Genomic DNA, 15,971 nt, shown 5'->3' on the forward strand with positions numbered 1-15,971 from the left:
AACGTGGTGTCGAGCGCTGTCACCGTGGATGGGGTTGGACGTCGGGTTCGCGATCAGATGTCGATCGCCGCAAGCATGTGCTCCAAAGCCGTGATGCGCTGACGGCAGTATTCCTCGAGTGCCGGGTCGGCGACGGCATCGGGGGTGAGGCGTTCGACGGGGATGGAGGCGACTGCTGCCGCGAGGGCGAGTTGGATGCGGTGGGCGCGGGTGAGATCGGGCAGTGTGATCCGCACGCCGCCGTCGGCGAGTCCGGCTCGGTAGGCGGGCAGGCACAGATCCTGGAGTTCGCCGAGGCGCGCGCCGGGCATCCGTCCGAGGTCGATCTCGCTGATGACGAGTTGGGAGAGATCGAAGCCCACCCGATTGCGGCCGAAGAACGCCCAGTCGATGACGATGAACCCGGAGCCGTCCACGGAACGCAGGATGTTGTTGGGACATGCGTCGCCGTGTGCGACGAGGAGCGGGAGCGACTCGATCTCGGTCAGCAGGGTCGGCACCTGCTCGATGAACGCGTCGAGCCGACGGCGCAGAGCCGGCGTCACCGTTCGGAGCAGCGCCGGGTGTGACCACACCGATCCCTCGTCGAACGCCGCGAGATACATCCCGCACAGCTTGATCTGCCAGTACACCCGGGCCTGATGCGGACCGGTCGGGTGTCCGATGGCGTCGGCGATGTGACCGATCGGGTCCGCACCGGCGAATCGTCCGAGCATCCGGGCGGCGTCGCGGTAGTCGGTTGCCGACCACGGACCCGGGACATGGTCGACCCGTTCCAGCCAGATGGCGGCGGATTCGTCGTCGAGATCGATGACGGCCGGGCATCGAGCCTGTCGCATGCCCTCGGGGAGCGACGACGACATGGGCGAGCGGTATACGTCGGGCTCGACACGCCAGGGCAATGCGTCCATCAGGACCGCCCGGTGTTCGGGCGGTATTGCCGCCAGCATCGGAGACCGTGCCACGGATCGGGCGACCTTGCGGACGAGGCGGTGGGTGCCGGCGTCGGTGCGCACGCGAACCTCGGCGCGTTCGCCGGTGGTCAGTGTCGACAGCGGGTAATCGACGTCGGCGACCGAGGTCTCACGGATCTCGCCGGGCACAACGGCGCGGATCTCCTCGAGCCAGGGCGCGGGGGAAGGCTCTTGTGGCGACGCGCTCATCGGCTACCCTTTGGTCAAGCTACTTTACTAGAAAGGTAAGTAGATTGACCAATTCTGTCAAGGGGATGTCCGCAGCCGGGCCGGGTCCGCACGTGGCGATGCTGCTGGGACTCGCCCTGGCGCGGGTACGCGCAGGGGTGGTCCCCGAGGAGTGGGACGGCCTGCGCGTCTCGCACTTTCGCGTCCTCGAGGCGGTCGCCGACGGAGCCGGGCGGACCGTCGACCTGGCGCAGGTTCTCGGAATGACCAAGCAGGGCGCCGGTCAGCACGTCGCCTTCCTGGTCGACGGCGGGTTCCTCGCGGTCGGCCACGATCCGGGCGATCGACGCGTGCGGCGGATCTCGGTGACCGCGCGAGGCGAGGACCTGATCGGGCGACTTCGGGTGTATCTGTCGGCGGTCGAACGCACATGGGCCGCCGAGGTGGGACCCCACGACTACGAGGTGTTCCGTCGGGTCCTGGCCCGGATTGCACACGGCGAGGATCTCTACTCCGCGTGATCGGGTAACACGCGCGGGTCGGGAGTCGGTCGGTCCCGACGCAGGATCGCCGACAGGACGGCGTCGACCTGTGCGCCGAACAACTGCTCCGGCGCGGCGAAGGTGTCGGTGCCGTACTGGCCGAAGACCTCCAGCGAGGTCGCGCCGATCACGGTGGACCACAACAGTGTTCCGGCCAGCAGGACGCCGTCGGGCAGGGTGCTGGCGAACTCGGTGCGGATGGCGTCGAGGTCGGTCGACAGTTCGGCGGGCAGCGAGGTCCGGCGATCGGTGGTCCGTCCGGCGGCATGTGCGTCGGCGAGTTCGGCGAGCAGGCGGGCGATCACCCTGGTGCCGGGCGCGACGGTGCGGTCGGCGGGGGCGGCGTAGCCGGGTACCGGGCTGCCGTACAGCAGTGCCCACCGGGCCGGGTCGTTGATCGCCCAGGAACGAATCGCGTTGGCGACGGCCAGGATTCGGACGTAGGAATCCGCCGGTTCGGCGGCATCGGCGGCGGCGTCGACCGCCTCGCCGAGGTCGGTGTACCCCTCGACGAGCAGCAGCGTCAGCAGTTCGTCGCGACTGGGCACATAGCGATAGACCGCCGAGGAGACCACGCCGAGTTCCCGGGCGATCGCACGCAGCGAGAGTCCCGCGGCTCCGTGGGTGCGCAGATGCTCACGCCCGAGCCGCAGGATCTCGGACTCCATGACCTGTCGATTCTGTGCACGGGAACGCGATGTGGTCGCGCGGGACGGGGGAGTGTCGGCAGGGGGCATGGCGACCATCGTGCCATGAATGAGAGCGGTGCTCTTGATTTTCTGGCCGGGATGGCGGATTCTGAATTAGAGAGCACCGCTCTCGATTCCGCCTCAACGAAAGGGCCGACATGTCCGACACCCACTACCGCGCACCGCAGGGTCTCGATGTCCGCTTCAACGCCATCGTCCGATGGCTCGCCGATCGCGGCGTGAATCTGGCCGGCGCGCAAACCCTGACCGTCCTCGGACGGAAGACCGGCACACCGCAGCGAATCCCGGTCAACCCGTTGACCATCGACGGCGCCCAGTACCTGGTCTCGGTGCGGGGTCAGACCCAGTGGGTGCGCAACGTGCGGGTCAACGGGGCGGTCGAGTTGCGTCGCGGTCGTCGCACTCGTGCCGCCCACCTCACCGAGGTGCCCGATTCCGCGCGCCCGGCGATCATCCGCCGCTACCTGGACAAGTGGGGCTGGGAAGTCGGCCGCTTCCTGCCCGACGGAGTCGGCGTCGACGCCACCGCCGATCAGATCCGCGCCCACGCCCACCAGATCCCGGTCTTCGTCGTCGGGTGACCCGCGCGGCGAGTGCCCCGTCCGGTACTGCCTACGCTGGTGAGGTGTCCGATCGATCCGCTCCCTCCGGAGAGGGGGAACGCAGTGCCCGCTGGGTGATGCACCTGGACATGGACGCCTTCTTCGCCTCGGTGGAACAACTCACCCGGCCCACCCTCGCCGGGCGACCCGTCCTCGTCGGCGGTACCGGCGGCCGCGGAGTCGTGGCCGGCGCGAGCTACGCCGCCCGTGCCTACGGCGCACGATCGGCGATGCCCATGCATCAGGCGCGGCGACTGGTCGGCGCGACCGCGGTGGTGTTGCCGCCACGCGGCAGCGTCTACCGCGCGGTGAGCGAACGCATCTTCGCGATCGTCCGCGAATCGGTGGGTGTGATCGAGATGCTGTCCTTCGACGAGGCGTTCGCCGAACCGTCCGAGCTCAGTGGCGAAAGTGGTGCCACCGCACAGGAGTTCGCGGAGTCCATCCGGCGCCGCATCCGGGATGAGGTGGGACTGGCGGCCTCGGTCGGCTTCGGGTCGGGCAAGCAGATCGCCAAGATCGCATCGGGGATGGCCAAACCCGACGGGGTGATGGTCATCGGACCATCCGGGGAACTCGACTTCCTGCACGCACTTCCGGTGCGCAAACTCTGGGGGATCGGCCCGGTATCCGGAGACCGATTGGCGCGCTTGGGGATTGCCACCATCGGTGACTTCGCGGCACTGTCCGAGGTGGAGGTGGCCTCGGTGCTCGGGTCGACCGTCGGGCCGGCGCTGCATCGCCTGGCCCAGGGCATCGACGACCGCCCCGTCACCGAACGTGCCGCGGCGAAACAGATCTCGGCGGAATCGACATTCGCCGACGACATCGTGACCCTGCCCGCCCTGCGGCCGGCGATCGCCCGCGCGGCCGCCGACGCCCATCGGCGGCTCGTCGCGGACGGTCGCGGGGCCCGCACTGTGGTCCTGAAACTCAAACGCTCCGACATGTCCGTCCTCACCCGCAGTTCCACCCTTCCCGCCGCCACCAGCGACCTCGACGCGCTGGTCGCCATCGCTCAGCGACTGGCCCTCGATCCGGAGGCAATCGGCCCGATCCGGCTCGTCGGCGTCGGGTACTCGGGACTGAGCGACATCGAGCAGTACGCACTCTTCGGCGACGCGGCGGTCACGGCCGGCGCAATCAGTTCTGCCCACCTCGATCCGGGCGACACCCCTGTGGTCGATCCCGATTCAGTCGAGCCCGACTCGGGTGACATCGATCCGGTGCACACCGATTCCCTCGACCTCGACGTCCCCGCCGGGAACCGCACGAGCGCGAATCCGTCCGGGGCGCACCACCATTGGGCTACCGGCCGCGACGTGGTGCACCCCGAGTACGGGCACGGGTGGGTGCAGGGTGCCGGTCACGGGGTGGTGACGGTGCGCTTCGAGACGCGGGCCACCGGACCCGGACCGGTCCGCACGTTCACCGAGTCGGACGCGAACCTGCAACCGGCCGATCCGCTCGACAGCCTCGCGTGGCCGTCGACGGCGACTCAGGCCGGCCAGTCACGCGGTTCGGATGCCGAGAAGAAGTCGGCCACCTCGTCCTGATCGCAGCCGGTGCCGAGCAGTGCCAACAGCGCCATCCGGGCCTGCGGCGGACGAAGCCACCGGGAGACGATCGCGCCCGCCCGCTCCAGATCGACGGCGCCGCCACCGCCGCCATAGGTGGGGACGACCGGGCCGAACGGAACCCGGGTGGACACGACGACGACCACGCCGCGTCGACGCGCCAGATCCACCTCGGCCGTGATGTCGGGATGGGTGTTGCCCGAACCGGTCCCGGCCAACACGATGCCGCCCGCATGCTGCGCGACGGCCGCGGCGATGATGCCGGGGGAGACACCCGGATACAGGCTGTAGGTGTCCACCCGCGCCAACCGGCCACTCGGCACCGGACCGGTCAGCAGCGGTCGTGGCAACCCGTCATGCACCGAGTCGAACGCATCGAGGTCGACCGTGGACGCCTTGAACGCACCACGCGCCGCGACGAGCTGCCCACCGAGGAGGATGGAGACCCCGTGACCGCGGCTCGCCGGGTCCGCCGCGTGGCCCAACGCCGCGGCAATGTTCTCCGGGCCGTCGGAATCCGGGGAATCGGCCGGATACTGGGCGCCGGTGAAGACCACCGGCCGCGGATCGGCCGCGAACAGGTCGGCGAGGAAGGCGGTTTCCTCCATCGTGTCGGTGCCGTGGGTGACCACCACGCCGTCCACCGCGTCGTCGGCGAGGGCATCGGCGATGGCCGAGACGATCCGGAACTGATCGGCCGGGGTCAGTGCCGAGGAGTCCTTCGCCATCAGGTCGACGGCGACCACGTCGACGGCACTCACCAGCGGTTCCGGGACCGCGTCGGCGTCATCGCCGACGGTGCCCGGCACCTCGGCGACACCCATCAGATCATCGGCCGACAACGTCGGCACGGCCCCGTCGGCCGTCGTCTGCGAGGCGACCGTGCCGCCGGTGGTGATCAGGACGATGCGGGCGCGGGCCTGCGAAGGTGCCATGGATCACAAGGTTCCCCGGAACCTCCGGGTGGCGTCAACCGTTGCGGGGTGGAGTCGAGGACCGACCTCGATGCGGGGCGGCGGTCGGTGACCGGTGACGCCGGATTGGGCCGGGGTTGGCGCTCATGCCCGATCTTGTTTGGCATAGTGGGGAGAACTCGTCGCGGCGCGCGGGGCGGGGAGTCCCGGCGCCGTGCATCCGAACCGATGCCCAGACCCGAAGACCAGTGAGGGAGTTCGTTGAAGTTTCCGAAGTTCGTAGGTGCGGTCATGATCGCCGCCGCGGTCACCGCCGGCCTCACCGCCTGTGGCGGCGATGACGGTTCCGATGACATCCCCACCATTCCCGCGACCAGCAGTTCGACGGCGTCCGACGGCAGCGACGTCACCAATCCGGATTCGCCGCCGTCGGTGGCGACGCTGAACCAGATGCTCGACACGGCACTCGACCCGCAGGTGCCGAACGCGCAGAAGGTCGTCCTCGTCCAGAATTCGGAGAAGGACCCGTCCGTCTTCGACAAGCTGGTCGAGGCCCGCCAGCAGAACCAGGACGTCACCTACACCCTCAAGGGCCCGGTCACCGTCGACGGACCCAACCGCGCGACGGTGCGCGCGACCGTGAAACTGCCCGACCAGGCACCCCAGGACATCGATGCCCAGATCGTCTACGACAACGGTCGCTGGAAGCTGGCGTCGAGCTTCGTCTGCCCGCTGATCACCAACAACGGTGTCACCAGCGCGATGTGCCCGTCGACGAGCACCCGCCGCACCACCACCAGCCGCGCACCCAACTGACAGGGCACCCAACTGACAGCGCGGCCCCGACCGACGACGATGGCCACCGATCCCTCCGGATCGGTGGCCATCGTCGTATGCCCGCCAGGCGTGGCCCAGGGGGCCGTGCCGACGTCGTCAGGGCGACTTCCAGCCCATGGTGAACCCGAAGGTCTGCAGCAGCGGCTGATTCACGTCGGCGCCGACCAGCTCGCGCGCCCCGCGATACTCGGCCGTTCCCGCGACGGGCAGCCCGCGGGTCAGATCGATCGTCACCTCGCCGGAACCGGTGTAGGAATACCGTTCGATGGTCAGCGTCGCATCGCCGCCGGGAATGGTGAACACCGAATTGACCGGTGACTCGTCGGCGGTGAAGGACACCGTCAGACGGTCACCCTCCCACCGCGTCAGCCGCGCCTCGACGGTCTGCACGACGGTCGCCGCCGAGGACAGGGTGCGTTCGGTGCGCCACGTGGCGCCGACACCGATGGGATCGGCGGGCAGTGTGATCGCGTTCTGCAACGACTGCACCAGCGACTGTTCGACGGCGCGTCGCGCCGATTCCGACGATGGATCGGTCGGGGCCAGACGCAACGACAGCGGGGCCAGACCGGGACCGACACCGATCTCGGCGACGCTGCCGGCGACCGGCGGCAACTGACCGCCGAGTTCCGGCTGCGCCGACGTCGGGGCGCCGAGCACCGCGGTCAGCCGATCGGGTGCGTCGCACCCGAAGCGCACCGTCAGCGGTGTGTCGAGGGACTGCGTCGTCTGTGCCGTCGTCGACGACTCGGTGGAGGTGGTCGAGAGGGTGACCTGCTGCGCCGAGGCGAGGTCGGGGGCCGCGCTCGCGGCGCGGAGGGGCCCGGTGCCCGGCGAGGTGAGTGTCACCGATGCCGACGGGATCGGGATCTGCGTCGCCATACTCGCCGCGGTGGCCGCCGACACGCATGGCCCGCTCGGCACCGCCGGGGTCGCCGACGCCGGGGTGTCGGTGTCGGAGCCACACGCGGCGAGGAGCAGACCGCACGTCGCGGCGCAGGCGGCGACCATCGACGAGCGCGTGCGGAGGGATACCGATCGATGGCGGGACACCGGCTGATGGCGCGTCGATGACGCGGTGGAATCGGACGTCAGGGACACGGCAGTCAGCGTATTGCACGCATCAGGGATGATGGTCGGGTGGATGAAGCAGCGCGTGAGGAGCCCTCGGCGAACAGACAGGAGGCGGGCGGACAGGAGATCGACGCACCCGAGGTCACCGCGTCGTCGGATGACGGCGCCGACGATCCGGGGAGCGGCACTCCTGCGGCGACCGGGCCGACCGAGCCGACACGTGGTGGCCGGGTCCTCGGCATTCTCGCCGTGATCGCCGGCTGCGTCATCGCCCTGGACATCCTGACCAAGACACTCGCGGTGTCGCTGCTCACCCCGGGTGACCCGGTGTCGATCATCGGTGACGTCGTCACCCTGCGCCTGGTCCGCAACAGCGGTGCGGCCTTCTCGATGGCGTCCGGCTACACCTGGGTGCTCACCGTCGTCGCGCTGGTGGTGGTCGTGGTGATCATCCGCTACAGCAGCCGACTCCGCTCGGGCTGGTGGATGCTCGGACTCGGGCTGGTCCTCGGGGGTGCGATGGGCAACCTGATCGACCGCATCTTCCGGGCCCCCGGACCGCTGCGCGGCCACGTCGTCGACTTCGTCTCGGTGGGCTGGTGGCCGGTGTTCAACGTCGCCGACTCCGCGGTCGTCTGCGGCGCGATCCTGCTGGTGGTCCTGTCGTTGCTGGGATTCGACTACGACGGCTCACGATCCGGCTGGGCGGCGCGCCATGGCGACACCGACGGCGACGGCACCGAGGGCGGCACCGAGGATCGGCGGGCCACCGATGCGTGAGTCACGGACCCTCCCGATTCCCGACGGCGTGGCCGGCATGCGCACCGACGCCGGGGTGGCCCGCATCCTCGGACTCTCGCGTACCGTCGCCGGGCGTCTCGCCGACGACGGTGACATCACCGTCGACGGTGTCGCGGTCGGCAAGTCGCACAAGCTGACCGCGGGCAGCCTGCTCGACGTGCTGTTGCCCGAACCCGCCGAACCGCTGCGGGTGGAGCCGACCCCCGTCGAGGATCTCGAGGTCATCTACCACGATTCCGACATCATCGTCGTCGACAAGCCGGTCGGGGTGGCCGCGCATCCCTCACTGGGCTGGAGCGGACCCACCGTCGTCGGTGCCCTCGAGGCCGCCGGATTCCGGATCTCCACCTCCGGTGCCGCCGAACGCCAGGGCATCGTGTCCCGGCTCGACGTCGGCACCTCCGGATTGATGGTCGTCGCCGTCTCCGAACGGGCCTATTCGCTGCTCAAACGGGCGTTCCGGGACCGGGAGGTGGACAAGGGGTATCACGCGCTGGTCCAGGGGCACCTCGATCCGCCGGAGGGCACCATCGACGCCCCGATCGGCCGCCACCGCGGCAACGACTGGAAGTTCGCCGTCACCGCGGCCGGCAAGCCCAGCATCACCCACTACGACACCATCGAGATGTTCGCGGCCGCATCGCTGCTCGACATCCATCTCGAGACCGGACGCACCCACCAGATCCGGGTGCACGTCTCGGCGCTGCACCATCCGTGCTGCGGCGACCTCACCTACGGCGCCGACCCGACCCTGGCCGCCCGGCTCGGGCTGGAGCGTCAGTGGTTGCATGCCCGGTCGCTGGGCTTCGCGCATCCCGCGGACGGTCGGTATGTCGAGTTCACCAGTCCGTATCCGGCCGACCTGCAGCACGCCCTGGACGTGCTGCGGGCCGGCTGAGGCCACGCTCCGGATTCGACGCTCCGGGTTCGACACTCGGGTACGACGCCCGGGTACGACACGCCGGGCACGACACACCGGGCCCGACACACGCGTGATCGCCTCACCAGCCACATGCGGCGTGCCCGGCGTCGGCTGTCGGTGGTTGCGCCTACAGTTGGTGACGCCCCATCCGACCAGTCGAGAAACACCGAGGTGAGAAGCGTCCCGTGGCCGACTCGTTTGTTCACCTGCACAACCACACCGAGTACTCCATGCTCGACGGTGCCGCGAAGGTGGCGCCGCTGTTCGCCGAGGCCAAACGCCTCGGGATGACCGCCATCGGCATGACCGACCACGGCAACATGTTCGGCGCCAGCGAGTTCTACAACACCGCGATCAAGAACGACATCAAGCCGATCATCGGCATCGAGGCCTACATCGCGCCGGAGTCCCGGTTCACCACCAAGCGGGTGCAATGGGGGACGCGCGACCAGAAGGGTGACGACGTCTCCGGTTCGGGCGCATACACCCACATGACGATGGTCGCCGAGAACTCGACCGGATTGCGGAACCTGTTCAAGCTCAGTTCGCTGGCCTCCATCGAGGGTCAACTCGGCAAATGGGCGCGTATGGACGACGAGATCATCGCCCGATACGCCGAGGGAATCATCGCCACCACCGGATGCCCGTCCGGTGAGGTGCAGACCCGGCTGCGACTCGGCCATGACCGAGAGGCACTCGAGGCCGCGGCCAAGTGGCAGGAGATCTTCGGCAAGGAGAACTTCTATCTCGAGCTCATGGAGCACGGTCTGGAGATCGAGCGCCGGGTTCGCGAGGGACTGCTCGAGATCGGCCGTAAGCTCGGCATCAAGCCCATCGTCACCAACGACTGCCACTACGTCACCAAGGATCATGCGGCCAGCCACGAGGCGCTGCTGTGCGTGCAGACCGGCAAGACCCTCTCCGACCCGACCCGCTTCAAGTTCGACGGCGACGGCTACTACCTCAAATCGGCCGACGAGATGCGCGCGCAATGGGATTCGGTGGTCCCGGGTGCCTGTGACAACACCCTCGAGATCGGCGAGCGCGTGCAGAGCTACGCCGAGGTCTTCACCCACCATGACCGGATGCCCATCTTCCCGGTACCCGACGGCGAGACCCAGCAGACCTGGCTTCGCAAGGAAGTCGCCACCGGCCTCGCCGAGCGTCGTTTCCCGGGGACCGAGGTCCCCGAGGAGTATCAGCGGCGTGCGAACTACGAACTCGACGTCATCATCCAGATGGGCTTCCCGGCCTACTTCCTGGTGGTCGGCGACCTGATCCGGCACGCGCAGGAGGTCGGCATCCGCGTCGGTCCCGGTCGTGGGTCGGCGGCCGGGTCGCTCGTCGCATGGGCACTGGGCATCACCAACATCGATCCGATCCCGCACGGACTGCTGTTCGAGCGATTCCTCAACCCCGAGCGCGTGTCGATGCCCGACATCGACATCGACTTCGACGACCGCCGCCGCGGTGAGATGGTGCGCTATGCCACCGACCGGTGGGGCAGTGACAAGGTGGCCCAGGTCATCACCTTCGGCACCATCAAGACCAAGGCCGCCATCAAGGACTCGGCCAGGGTCCAGTTCGGGCAGCCGGGGTTCGCCATCGCCGACCGCATCACCAAGGCGCTGCCGCCGCCCATCATGGCCAAGGACATCCCGGTCTGGGGTATCACCAATCCCGAACACGAGCGGTTCAACGAGGCCACCGAGGTCCGCACGCTCATCGAGACCGACCCGGACGTCAAGAAGATCTACGACACCGCACTGGGTCTGGAGGGTCTGATCCGCAACGCGGGCGTGCACGCCTGCGCGGTGATCATGTCCTCCGAACCGCTCACCGACGCGATCCCGGTGTGGAAACGTGCGCAGGACGGCGCCATCATCACCGGGTGGGATTACCCGTCGTGCGAGGCCATCGGCCTGCTGAAGATGGACTTCCTCGGGCTGCGCAACCTCACCGTCATCGGTGACGCGCTGGAGAACATCACCCTCAACCGCGGTATCGACCTCGACCTCGACACCCTGCCGCTCGAAGATCCCAAGACCTACGAACTGCTCGCCCGCGGCGACACCCTCGGCGTGTTCCAGCTCGACGGCGCGGCCATGCGGGAACTGCTGAAGATGATGCAGCCCACCGGGTTCGAGGACATCGTCGCGGTGCTCGCGCTGTACCGGCCCGGCCCGATGGGCGTCAACGCGCACACCGACTACGCCAAGCGCAAGAACGGTCTGCAGGAGATCCGGCCGATCCATCCCGAGCTCGAGGAACCGCTCAAGGAGATCCTCGCCGAGACCTACGGCCTGATCGTCTACCAAGAGCAGATCATGCAGATCGCGCAGAAGGTGGCCGGCTACTCGCTCGGACAGGCCGACCTGCTGCGCCGCGCGATGGGCAAGAAGAAGAAGGAGATCCTCGACGAGGCCTACGACGGTTTCGCCGACGGGATGCGCGACAACGGGTTCTCCCAGGCCGCGATCACCGCGCTGTGGGACACGGTGTTGCCGTTCGCCGGGTACGCCTTCAACAAGTCGCACGCCGCCGGCTACGGTCTGGTGTCGTTCTGGACCGCCTACCTCAAGGCCAACTATCCCGCCGAGTACATGGCGGGTCTGCTCACCTCGGTCGGCGACGACAAGGACAAGGCGGCCATCTACCTCGCCGACTGCCGCAAACTCGGCATCACGGTGTTGCCGCCGGACGTCAACGAGTCGCAACGCAACTTCGCCGCCGTCGGCACCGACATCCGCTTCGGTCTGGCCGCCATCCGCAACGTCGGCTCCGGCGTCGTGTCGTCGATCCTGGCGGCCCGTGAGGAGAAGGGGAAGTTCACCAGCTTCTCCGACTACCTCAACAAGATCGACGTCACCGCTTGCAACAAGAAGGTCTCCGAGTCGCTGATCAAGGCCGGCGCCTTCGACTCGCTCGAGCATCCGCGCAAGGGTCTGTTCCTGATTCACGCCGAGGCCGTGGAATCGGTGATCGGCACCAAGAAGGCCGAGGCGATCGGGCAGTTCGATCTCTTCGGCGGAGGCGACGACGACGCGTCCGATTCTCTTGCCGAGGTGTTCGCGGTCAAGGTGCCCGATCAGGAGTGGGACACCAAACACAAACTCACCCTCGAGCGGGAGATGTTGGGGCTCTACGTCTCCGGGCATCCCCTCGCGGGCGTCGAACACGCGATCGCCGCGCAGACCGACACCTCGATCACGCAGTTGCTCGAGGGCAACGTCGGCGACGGCGCGCAGATCACGATCGGCGGCATCATCTCCGCGGTCACCCGCCGGGTGAACAAGAAGGGTGAGCCGTGGGCCGCGGTCACCCTCGAGGACATGGTCGGTGGTGTCGAGGTCTACTTCTTCCCGCGGGCGTTCGCGGCGTACGGAATGGACATCGCACCGGACAACATCGTGCTCATCAGGGCGCGGGTCAACCAGCGTGACGATTCGACGATGATCAGCGCCAATGATCTCGCCGTTCCCGATCTCGCCGCCGCCGGGGCGTCGAAGCCGGTGGCCCTGACCCTGCCCGCGCGGATGTGCACCCCGGACCGGGTGGCCGCGCTCAAGCAGGTGCTGACCCGGCATCCCGGGACCGCGGATGTGCACGTCACCCTGGTCAGCGACGAGCGGTCCACGCTGCTGCGCCTCACCGAGTCGTTGCGGGTGACGCCGAGTTCGGCGCTGATGGGTGATCTGAAGGCACTGCTCGGTCCCAGCTGCCTGGGTCAGTAGCCGACCGGCGCGGTGGCCGCGCGCTGATTACCCTCATCAGATGCCCGGTCACATCATCGTGCACGGCGACGACGCGCTGAGTGTCCGCATCGCCGAGGAGATCTCGAGCAGCGGCGTACGCGTCGTCACCGTGGCGACCCCGGCGGATCTGTCCACCGCCGACGTCGCCACGGCCCTGGCGGTGGTGTGCGCCGGATCCGACGACGCGGTCAATCTGGAGTTCGCGCTGCTGGCCCGGCAGCACAGCACGACGGCGCGCGTCGTGGTGAACATGTCCAATCAGGTGTTGCGCGAGGCGGTGACGGCGGGCAACGGACCAGGCGCGGTGCTCGACGTGGCCGAACTCGCCGCGCCGTCGGTCGTCGAGGCATGCCTGTCGCGGACCACCCACTCCATCTCCGTCGCCGGCACCGAGTTCATCATGGCCGTCACCGACGCACCCTCCGCCGGTACGCTGCGTGACCTGTACGGCGACCTGGCCCCGGTGGCGGTGATCGCCGGCGGGGACGACGCCGCGGAGAGCGTGGTGTGTTGCCCGGGTCGCGATCTCGACGTCGGCGTCGGCGATCGTGTGGCCGTCATCGGAACCTCGGACGATCTCGCGGTCGCCGGGATCGCATGGGAAAGACCGAATCCGGCCCGTCGGCGGCGACCGCCGTTGCCGGTGCGCGGGGTCGGCGCGCTGCGCGGTTTCCTCGAGGATGTGAATCCGAACCTGTTCCGCGCACTCGGGGCGTCGTTCACACTGCTGCTGGGAGCCACCCTGCTCTTGCGTTTCACCTATCACAAACCGGGGATGAGCTTTGTCGACGCGCTGTACTTCTCCACCGAGACCATCGCGACCGTCGGCTACGGCGACTTCAGTTTCGTCGATCAGCCGGTCTGGCTGCGGCTGTTCTCCATCTGCCTGATGTTTGCCGGTGTGACCACGACCGCGGTCCTGATGGCCTTCGTCGCCGACGTCCTGCTGTCACGGCGCATCGGGCAATCCGCGGGCAAACGTCGCGCCCGGGAGATGCGCGAGCACGTCATCGTCGTGGGTCTGGGCTCCTTCGGCATCCGGGTGGCGACCGATCTGCGCGCGGCCGGCCACGATGTGGTCGCGATCGAGTCGAGCACCGACAATCGCTTCCTGGCGACCGCCGCGGCGGCCGACGTGCCGGTCATCTTCGGGGACGCCACCCTGCGTCAGACCCTCGAGGACGCCCGGATCGGCCGGGCGCGAGCGGTCGCGGTGCTCACCCATGACGACATGATCAACATCGAGACCGGGATCATCGCCCGCGAGTCGCTCGGCGAGCGGTGGGGCAACACGTCGGCCGAACGGGGTGTGCCCGTCGTGCTCCGGGTCTTCGACCACACCCTCGGTTCCGCCGTCGCCCACCGCTTCGGTTTCGAGAACGTCCGTTCCACCGTCGAACTCGCCGCACCCTGGTTCATCGGCGCGGCACTGGGGTTGCAGGTGATCTCGACGTTCTCGGTGGGGCAACGCTCCTTCATGGTCGGTGGGGTCTTCGTGCGGCGCGGCAGCACCCTCGACGGGATCTCGATGGCGGAGCTGCCCACCCTCACCCGGGTCATCGCGATCGATCGCCACACCGGCGCGATCCTGCATCCGCGCCGCGACGACCGGTTGCGCGCCGAGGACACCGCCTATCTCGTCGGCCCGTATCACGAACTGCTCGACACCCTTCGCCGTCGGCAGTGAAGGTCACACCCCGGCAAGGTTTCGGCTGACCGAAACTTTCTTGCCGACGATGCTAATATCGACTGCGACGGCAGCCGAAGTCTGATGTTCCGGGAGTATCGATGACAGCGATGATCGAGACCATGCAGCCCCGTTCGCGGCGCGCGGTGCCCACCGTCGACATCGCCGGGACCGACTGGCCGGTCTACAAGCTGCAGGCCGTCGCCGCCGCCGTGCTCGCCGCCGTGCTGAGCCTGGCCGTGTTCACCTCGATGCAGACCGCCGCCTGGGTGTCGGGCGTGGTCCTGATCTCCACGTGGTGGATCGGGCGTTACCGCGCTGCCAGTGGCATGGGTGCGGACGGATCGAACCCGGCCGGGATCTCATAGATCCGGCCGTCGAAGCCGGCGCGGAACAGGCGCCCTGCCGAGAAGCCGCGATTCCCGCCGCCGTAGCTGACCACGCTCGAGAGCGGAAGTCCTTGCGCCAGAACGCAATAGCTGCCGGGTGAGGTCACCCGCACGATCTGTCCGGCGGCGTTGAACGGCACGATCGGCCGTTCCTTGGAGTCGAGTGTGAGGCCGTCGGGCGCCGCCAGGGCATCGCCACCGCCCAGGGTGAGAAGGCTCTGCACCACGCGGGGATTGGCCGTCGAGATGCGGCTCACCCCCGGATTGGTGAACGTCCGCGAGACATACAACCACCGGTCGCCCCGGCCGAGGACCGCGCCGTTGGCGCTCGGCAGGGAACCCCACGTCGGGTTGACCGCCCCGGTGGGGGACACCCGCCCGATCAGATTCCCGAAGTCGTTGGTGGCGTAGACGACGCCGTTGCCCGCGACGGCCATGCCGTCGGCCGCCGACAGTCCGCCCACCCACGGCCGCAGCACGTTGGTGGAGGTGTTCAGACGTGCGATGGCACCCGGCCGCAGCGCGTCGCCGACGATGACCCGCGGATCCGCGCCGTACCCGACGAGAAGGGTGCCGTCGGGGGTCCAGGCGAGCGCACCGGCGCCGCCGGCCGGCACCCGCGCGATCGGTACCGCGCGCGATCCGGGGGCGTCGAGTCGGAACACCTGCCCGCTGATGAGGTCGGTGGTGTAGAGTCGGCCGCGCCCATCGACGGTCAGGCCCTCCAGCGCCGCCCCGGGCACCGTCCCGACCAACCGGGCGGGTGAGGCCCCCGGGCACAGCGGTGCCGCTTGTGCGGTGGTGCTGCCCGTCGCGACGATGGTGGTCAGTGCGGTGGCGCCGGCCGCGACGGCGATCGCGGTTCGGCGGAGAACTCGGTTCCGGTGACGCAGTCGCATGCGGGCTCCTCGCGGGTGTGATGGACGTTACCCATTGCGAGTGTAGGCACGCCGCGAGGTGAGACACCAGGGTCGGCGTGGGACCCGCCGCGCGCACGGGCGCGCCGGCCCAGTGAGACG

14 protein-coding genes are annotated in these 15,971 nt (G+C 68.7%); 9 read left to right on the forward strand and 5 right to left on the reverse strand.

Annotated elements, in window-relative coordinates; translation table 11 throughout:
- Positions 1 to 53: 53 nt before the first annotated feature.
- The gene (locus ABLE94_RS03530; protein WP_348808063.1) at positions 54 to 1,163 is read right to left on the reverse strand and encodes a phosphotransferase; all 1,110 of its coding nucleotides are present in this window, start codon (positions 1,161 to 1,163) and stop codon (positions 54 to 56) included.
- Positions 1,164 to 1,207: 44 nt separating this feature from the next.
- On the opposite strand from ABLE94_RS03530, the gene ABLE94_RS03535 reads away from it, so the two are divergent.
- Complete coding sequence (locus tag ABLE94_RS03535; protein WP_348804070.1) at positions 1,208 to 1,663, forward strand: MarR family winged helix-turn-helix transcriptional regulator; 456 nt, start codon at positions 1,208 to 1,210, stop codon at positions 1,661 to 1,663.
- On the opposite strand, the gene ABLE94_RS03540 is transcribed toward ABLE94_RS03535, so the two are convergent.
- Positions 1,651 to 2,421 (reverse strand): TetR/AcrR family transcriptional regulator, encoded by a 771-nt coding sequence (locus tag ABLE94_RS03540; RefSeq protein ID WP_425476125.1) that lies wholly within the window; start codon positions 2,419 to 2,421, stop codon positions 1,651 to 1,653. The two genes, ABLE94_RS03535 and ABLE94_RS03540, sit on opposite strands and share 13 nt — an antisense overlap.
- Positions 2,422 to 2,531: 110 nt before the next feature.
- Between ABLE94_RS03540 and ABLE94_RS03545 the strand changes: the two genes are divergently transcribed.
- Both ABLE94_RS03545 and ABLE94_RS03550 read left to right on the forward strand, forming a co-directional pair.
- Positions 2,532 to 2,975 carry a nitroreductase family deazaflavin-dependent oxidoreductase gene (locus tag ABLE94_RS03545; protein ID WP_348804067.1) on the forward strand — a complete coding sequence of 148 codons (444 nt, stop codon included), beginning with the start codon at positions 2,532 to 2,534 and terminating at the stop codon, positions 2,973 to 2,975.
- Between the two features lie 98 nt (positions 2,976 to 3,073).
- Positions 3,074 to 4,552 carry a DNA polymerase IV gene (locus tag ABLE94_RS03550; RefSeq protein WP_425476134.1) on the forward strand — a complete coding sequence of 493 codons (1,479 nt, stop codon included), beginning with the start codon at positions 3,074 to 3,076 and terminating at the stop codon, positions 4,550 to 4,552.
- Here the strand turns inward: ABLE94_RS03550 and ABLE94_RS03555 are convergent.
- Positions 4,495 to 5,508, reverse strand: a complete 1,014-nt coding sequence (locus tag ABLE94_RS03555) for an asparaginase (RefSeq protein ID WP_348804065.1) — start codon at positions 5,506 to 5,508, stop codon at positions 4,495 to 4,497. The genes ABLE94_RS03550 and ABLE94_RS03555 overlap by 58 nt on opposite strands.
- A 240-nt stretch (positions 5,509 to 5,748) precedes the next feature.
- Here ABLE94_RS03555 and ABLE94_RS03560 point away from each other — a divergent pair, with 240 nt between their 5' ends.
- Positions 5,749 to 6,303, forward strand: a complete 555-nt coding sequence (locus tag ABLE94_RS03560; RefSeq protein ID WP_348804064.1) for a WKL family lipoprotein — start codon at positions 5,749 to 5,751, stop codon at positions 6,301 to 6,303.
- Between the two features lie 117 nt (positions 6,304 to 6,420).
- Here ABLE94_RS03560 and ABLE94_RS03565 read toward each other — a convergent pair whose 3' ends face one another.
- On the reverse strand, positions 6,421 to 7,335 hold the full coding sequence (locus ABLE94_RS03565) for a hypothetical protein (RefSeq protein WP_348804258.1): 915 nt from the start codon (positions 7,333 to 7,335) through the stop codon (positions 6,421 to 6,423).
- A gap of 189 nt (positions 7,336 to 7,524) precedes the next feature.
- On the opposite strand from ABLE94_RS03565, the gene lspA reads away from it, so the two are divergent.
- The 5 genes from lspA to ABLE94_RS03590 all read left to right on the forward strand — a co-directional run bounded on the left by lspA (position 7,525) and on the right by ABLE94_RS03590 (position 14,931).
- Positions 7,525 to 8,178 (forward strand): signal peptidase II, encoded by a 654-nt coding sequence (gene lspA, locus ABLE94_RS03570; RefSeq protein WP_425476135.1) that lies wholly within the window; start codon positions 7,525 to 7,527, stop codon positions 8,176 to 8,178.
- The gene (locus ABLE94_RS03575; RefSeq protein WP_348804062.1) at positions 8,171 to 9,097 is read left to right on the forward strand and encodes an RluA family pseudouridine synthase; all 927 of its coding nucleotides are present in this window, start codon (positions 8,171 to 8,173) and stop codon (positions 9,095 to 9,097) included. The genes lspA and ABLE94_RS03575 overlap by 8 nt, the downstream gene beginning before the upstream one ends.
- Before the next feature lie 209 nt (positions 9,098 to 9,306).
- Positions 9,307 to 12,855 (forward strand): DNA polymerase III subunit alpha, encoded by a 3,549-nt coding sequence (gene dnaE / locus ABLE94_RS03580; protein ID WP_348808065.1) that lies wholly within the window; start codon positions 9,307 to 9,309, stop codon positions 12,853 to 12,855.
- Positions 12,856 to 12,895: 40 nt separating this feature from the next.
- Positions 12,896 to 14,563: a potassium channel family protein gene (locus ABLE94_RS03585; protein ID WP_348808066.1), complete on the forward strand. Its 1,668-nt coding sequence runs from the start codon at positions 12,896 to 12,898 to the stop codon at positions 14,561 to 14,563.
- A 101-nt stretch (positions 14,564 to 14,664) separates the two neighbouring features.
- Positions 14,665 to 14,931, forward strand: a complete 267-nt coding sequence (locus tag ABLE94_RS03590) for a hypothetical protein (protein ID WP_348804058.1) — start codon at positions 14,665 to 14,667, stop codon at positions 14,929 to 14,931.
- Here ABLE94_RS03590 and ABLE94_RS03595 read toward each other — a convergent pair.
- The gene (locus ABLE94_RS03595; protein ID WP_348804057.1) at positions 14,874 to 15,851 is read right to left on the reverse strand and encodes an SMP-30/gluconolactonase/LRE family protein; all 978 of its coding nucleotides are present in this window, start codon (positions 15,849 to 15,851) and stop codon (positions 14,874 to 14,876) included. The genes ABLE94_RS03590 and ABLE94_RS03595 overlap by 58 nt on opposite strands.
- Positions 15,852 to 15,971: the final 120 nt, after the last annotated feature.

Source organism: Gordonia sp. VNK1 (assembly GCF_040049135.1).
Taxonomy (GTDB): Bacteria; Actinomycetota; Actinomycetes; order Mycobacteriales; family Mycobacteriaceae; genus Gordonia; species Gordonia oleivorans.

What these genes read in the sequence shown, in the direction of transcription:
- ABLE94_RS03530 (WP_348808063.1), bottom strand. Translation starts at nt 1,163, where the DNA reads ATGAGCGCGTCGCCACAAGAGCCTTCCCCCGCGCCCTGGCTCGAGGAG.
- ABLE94_RS03540 (WP_425476125.1), bottom strand. Translation starts at nt 2,421, where the DNA reads ATGCCCCCTGCCGACACTCCCCCGTCCCGCGCGACCACATCGCGTTCC.
- ABLE94_RS03545 (WP_348804067.1), top strand. Translation starts at nt 2,532, where the DNA reads ATGTCCGACACCCACTACCGCGCACCGCAGGGTCTCGATGTCCGCTTC.
- ABLE94_RS03550 (WP_425476134.1), top strand. Translation starts at nt 3,074, where the DNA reads ATGCACCTGGACATGGACGCCTTCTTCGCCTCGGTGGAACAACTCACC.
- ABLE94_RS03555 (WP_348804065.1), bottom strand. Translation starts at nt 5,508, where the DNA reads ATGGCACCTTCGCAGGCCCGCGCCCGCATCGTCCTGATCACCACCGGC.
- ABLE94_RS03565 (WP_348804258.1), bottom strand. Translation starts at nt 7,335, where the DNA reads ATGGTCGCCGCCTGCGCCGCGACGTGCGGTCTGCTCCTCGCCGCGTGT.
- ABLE94_RS03575 (WP_348804062.1), top strand. Translation starts at nt 8,171, where the DNA reads ATGCGTGAGTCACGGACCCTCCCGATTCCCGACGGCGTGGCCGGCATG.
- ABLE94_RS03585 (WP_348808066.1), top strand. Translation starts at nt 12,896, where the DNA reads ATGCCCGGTCACATCATCGTGCACGGCGACGACGCGCTGAGTGTCCGC.
- ABLE94_RS03590 (WP_348804058.1), top strand. Translation starts at nt 14,665, where the DNA reads ATGACAGCGATGATCGAGACCATGCAGCCCCGTTCGCGGCGCGCGGTG.
- ABLE94_RS03595 (WP_348804057.1), bottom strand. Translation starts at nt 15,851, where the DNA reads ATGCGACTGCGTCACCGGAACCGAGTTCTCCGCCGAACCGCGATCGCC.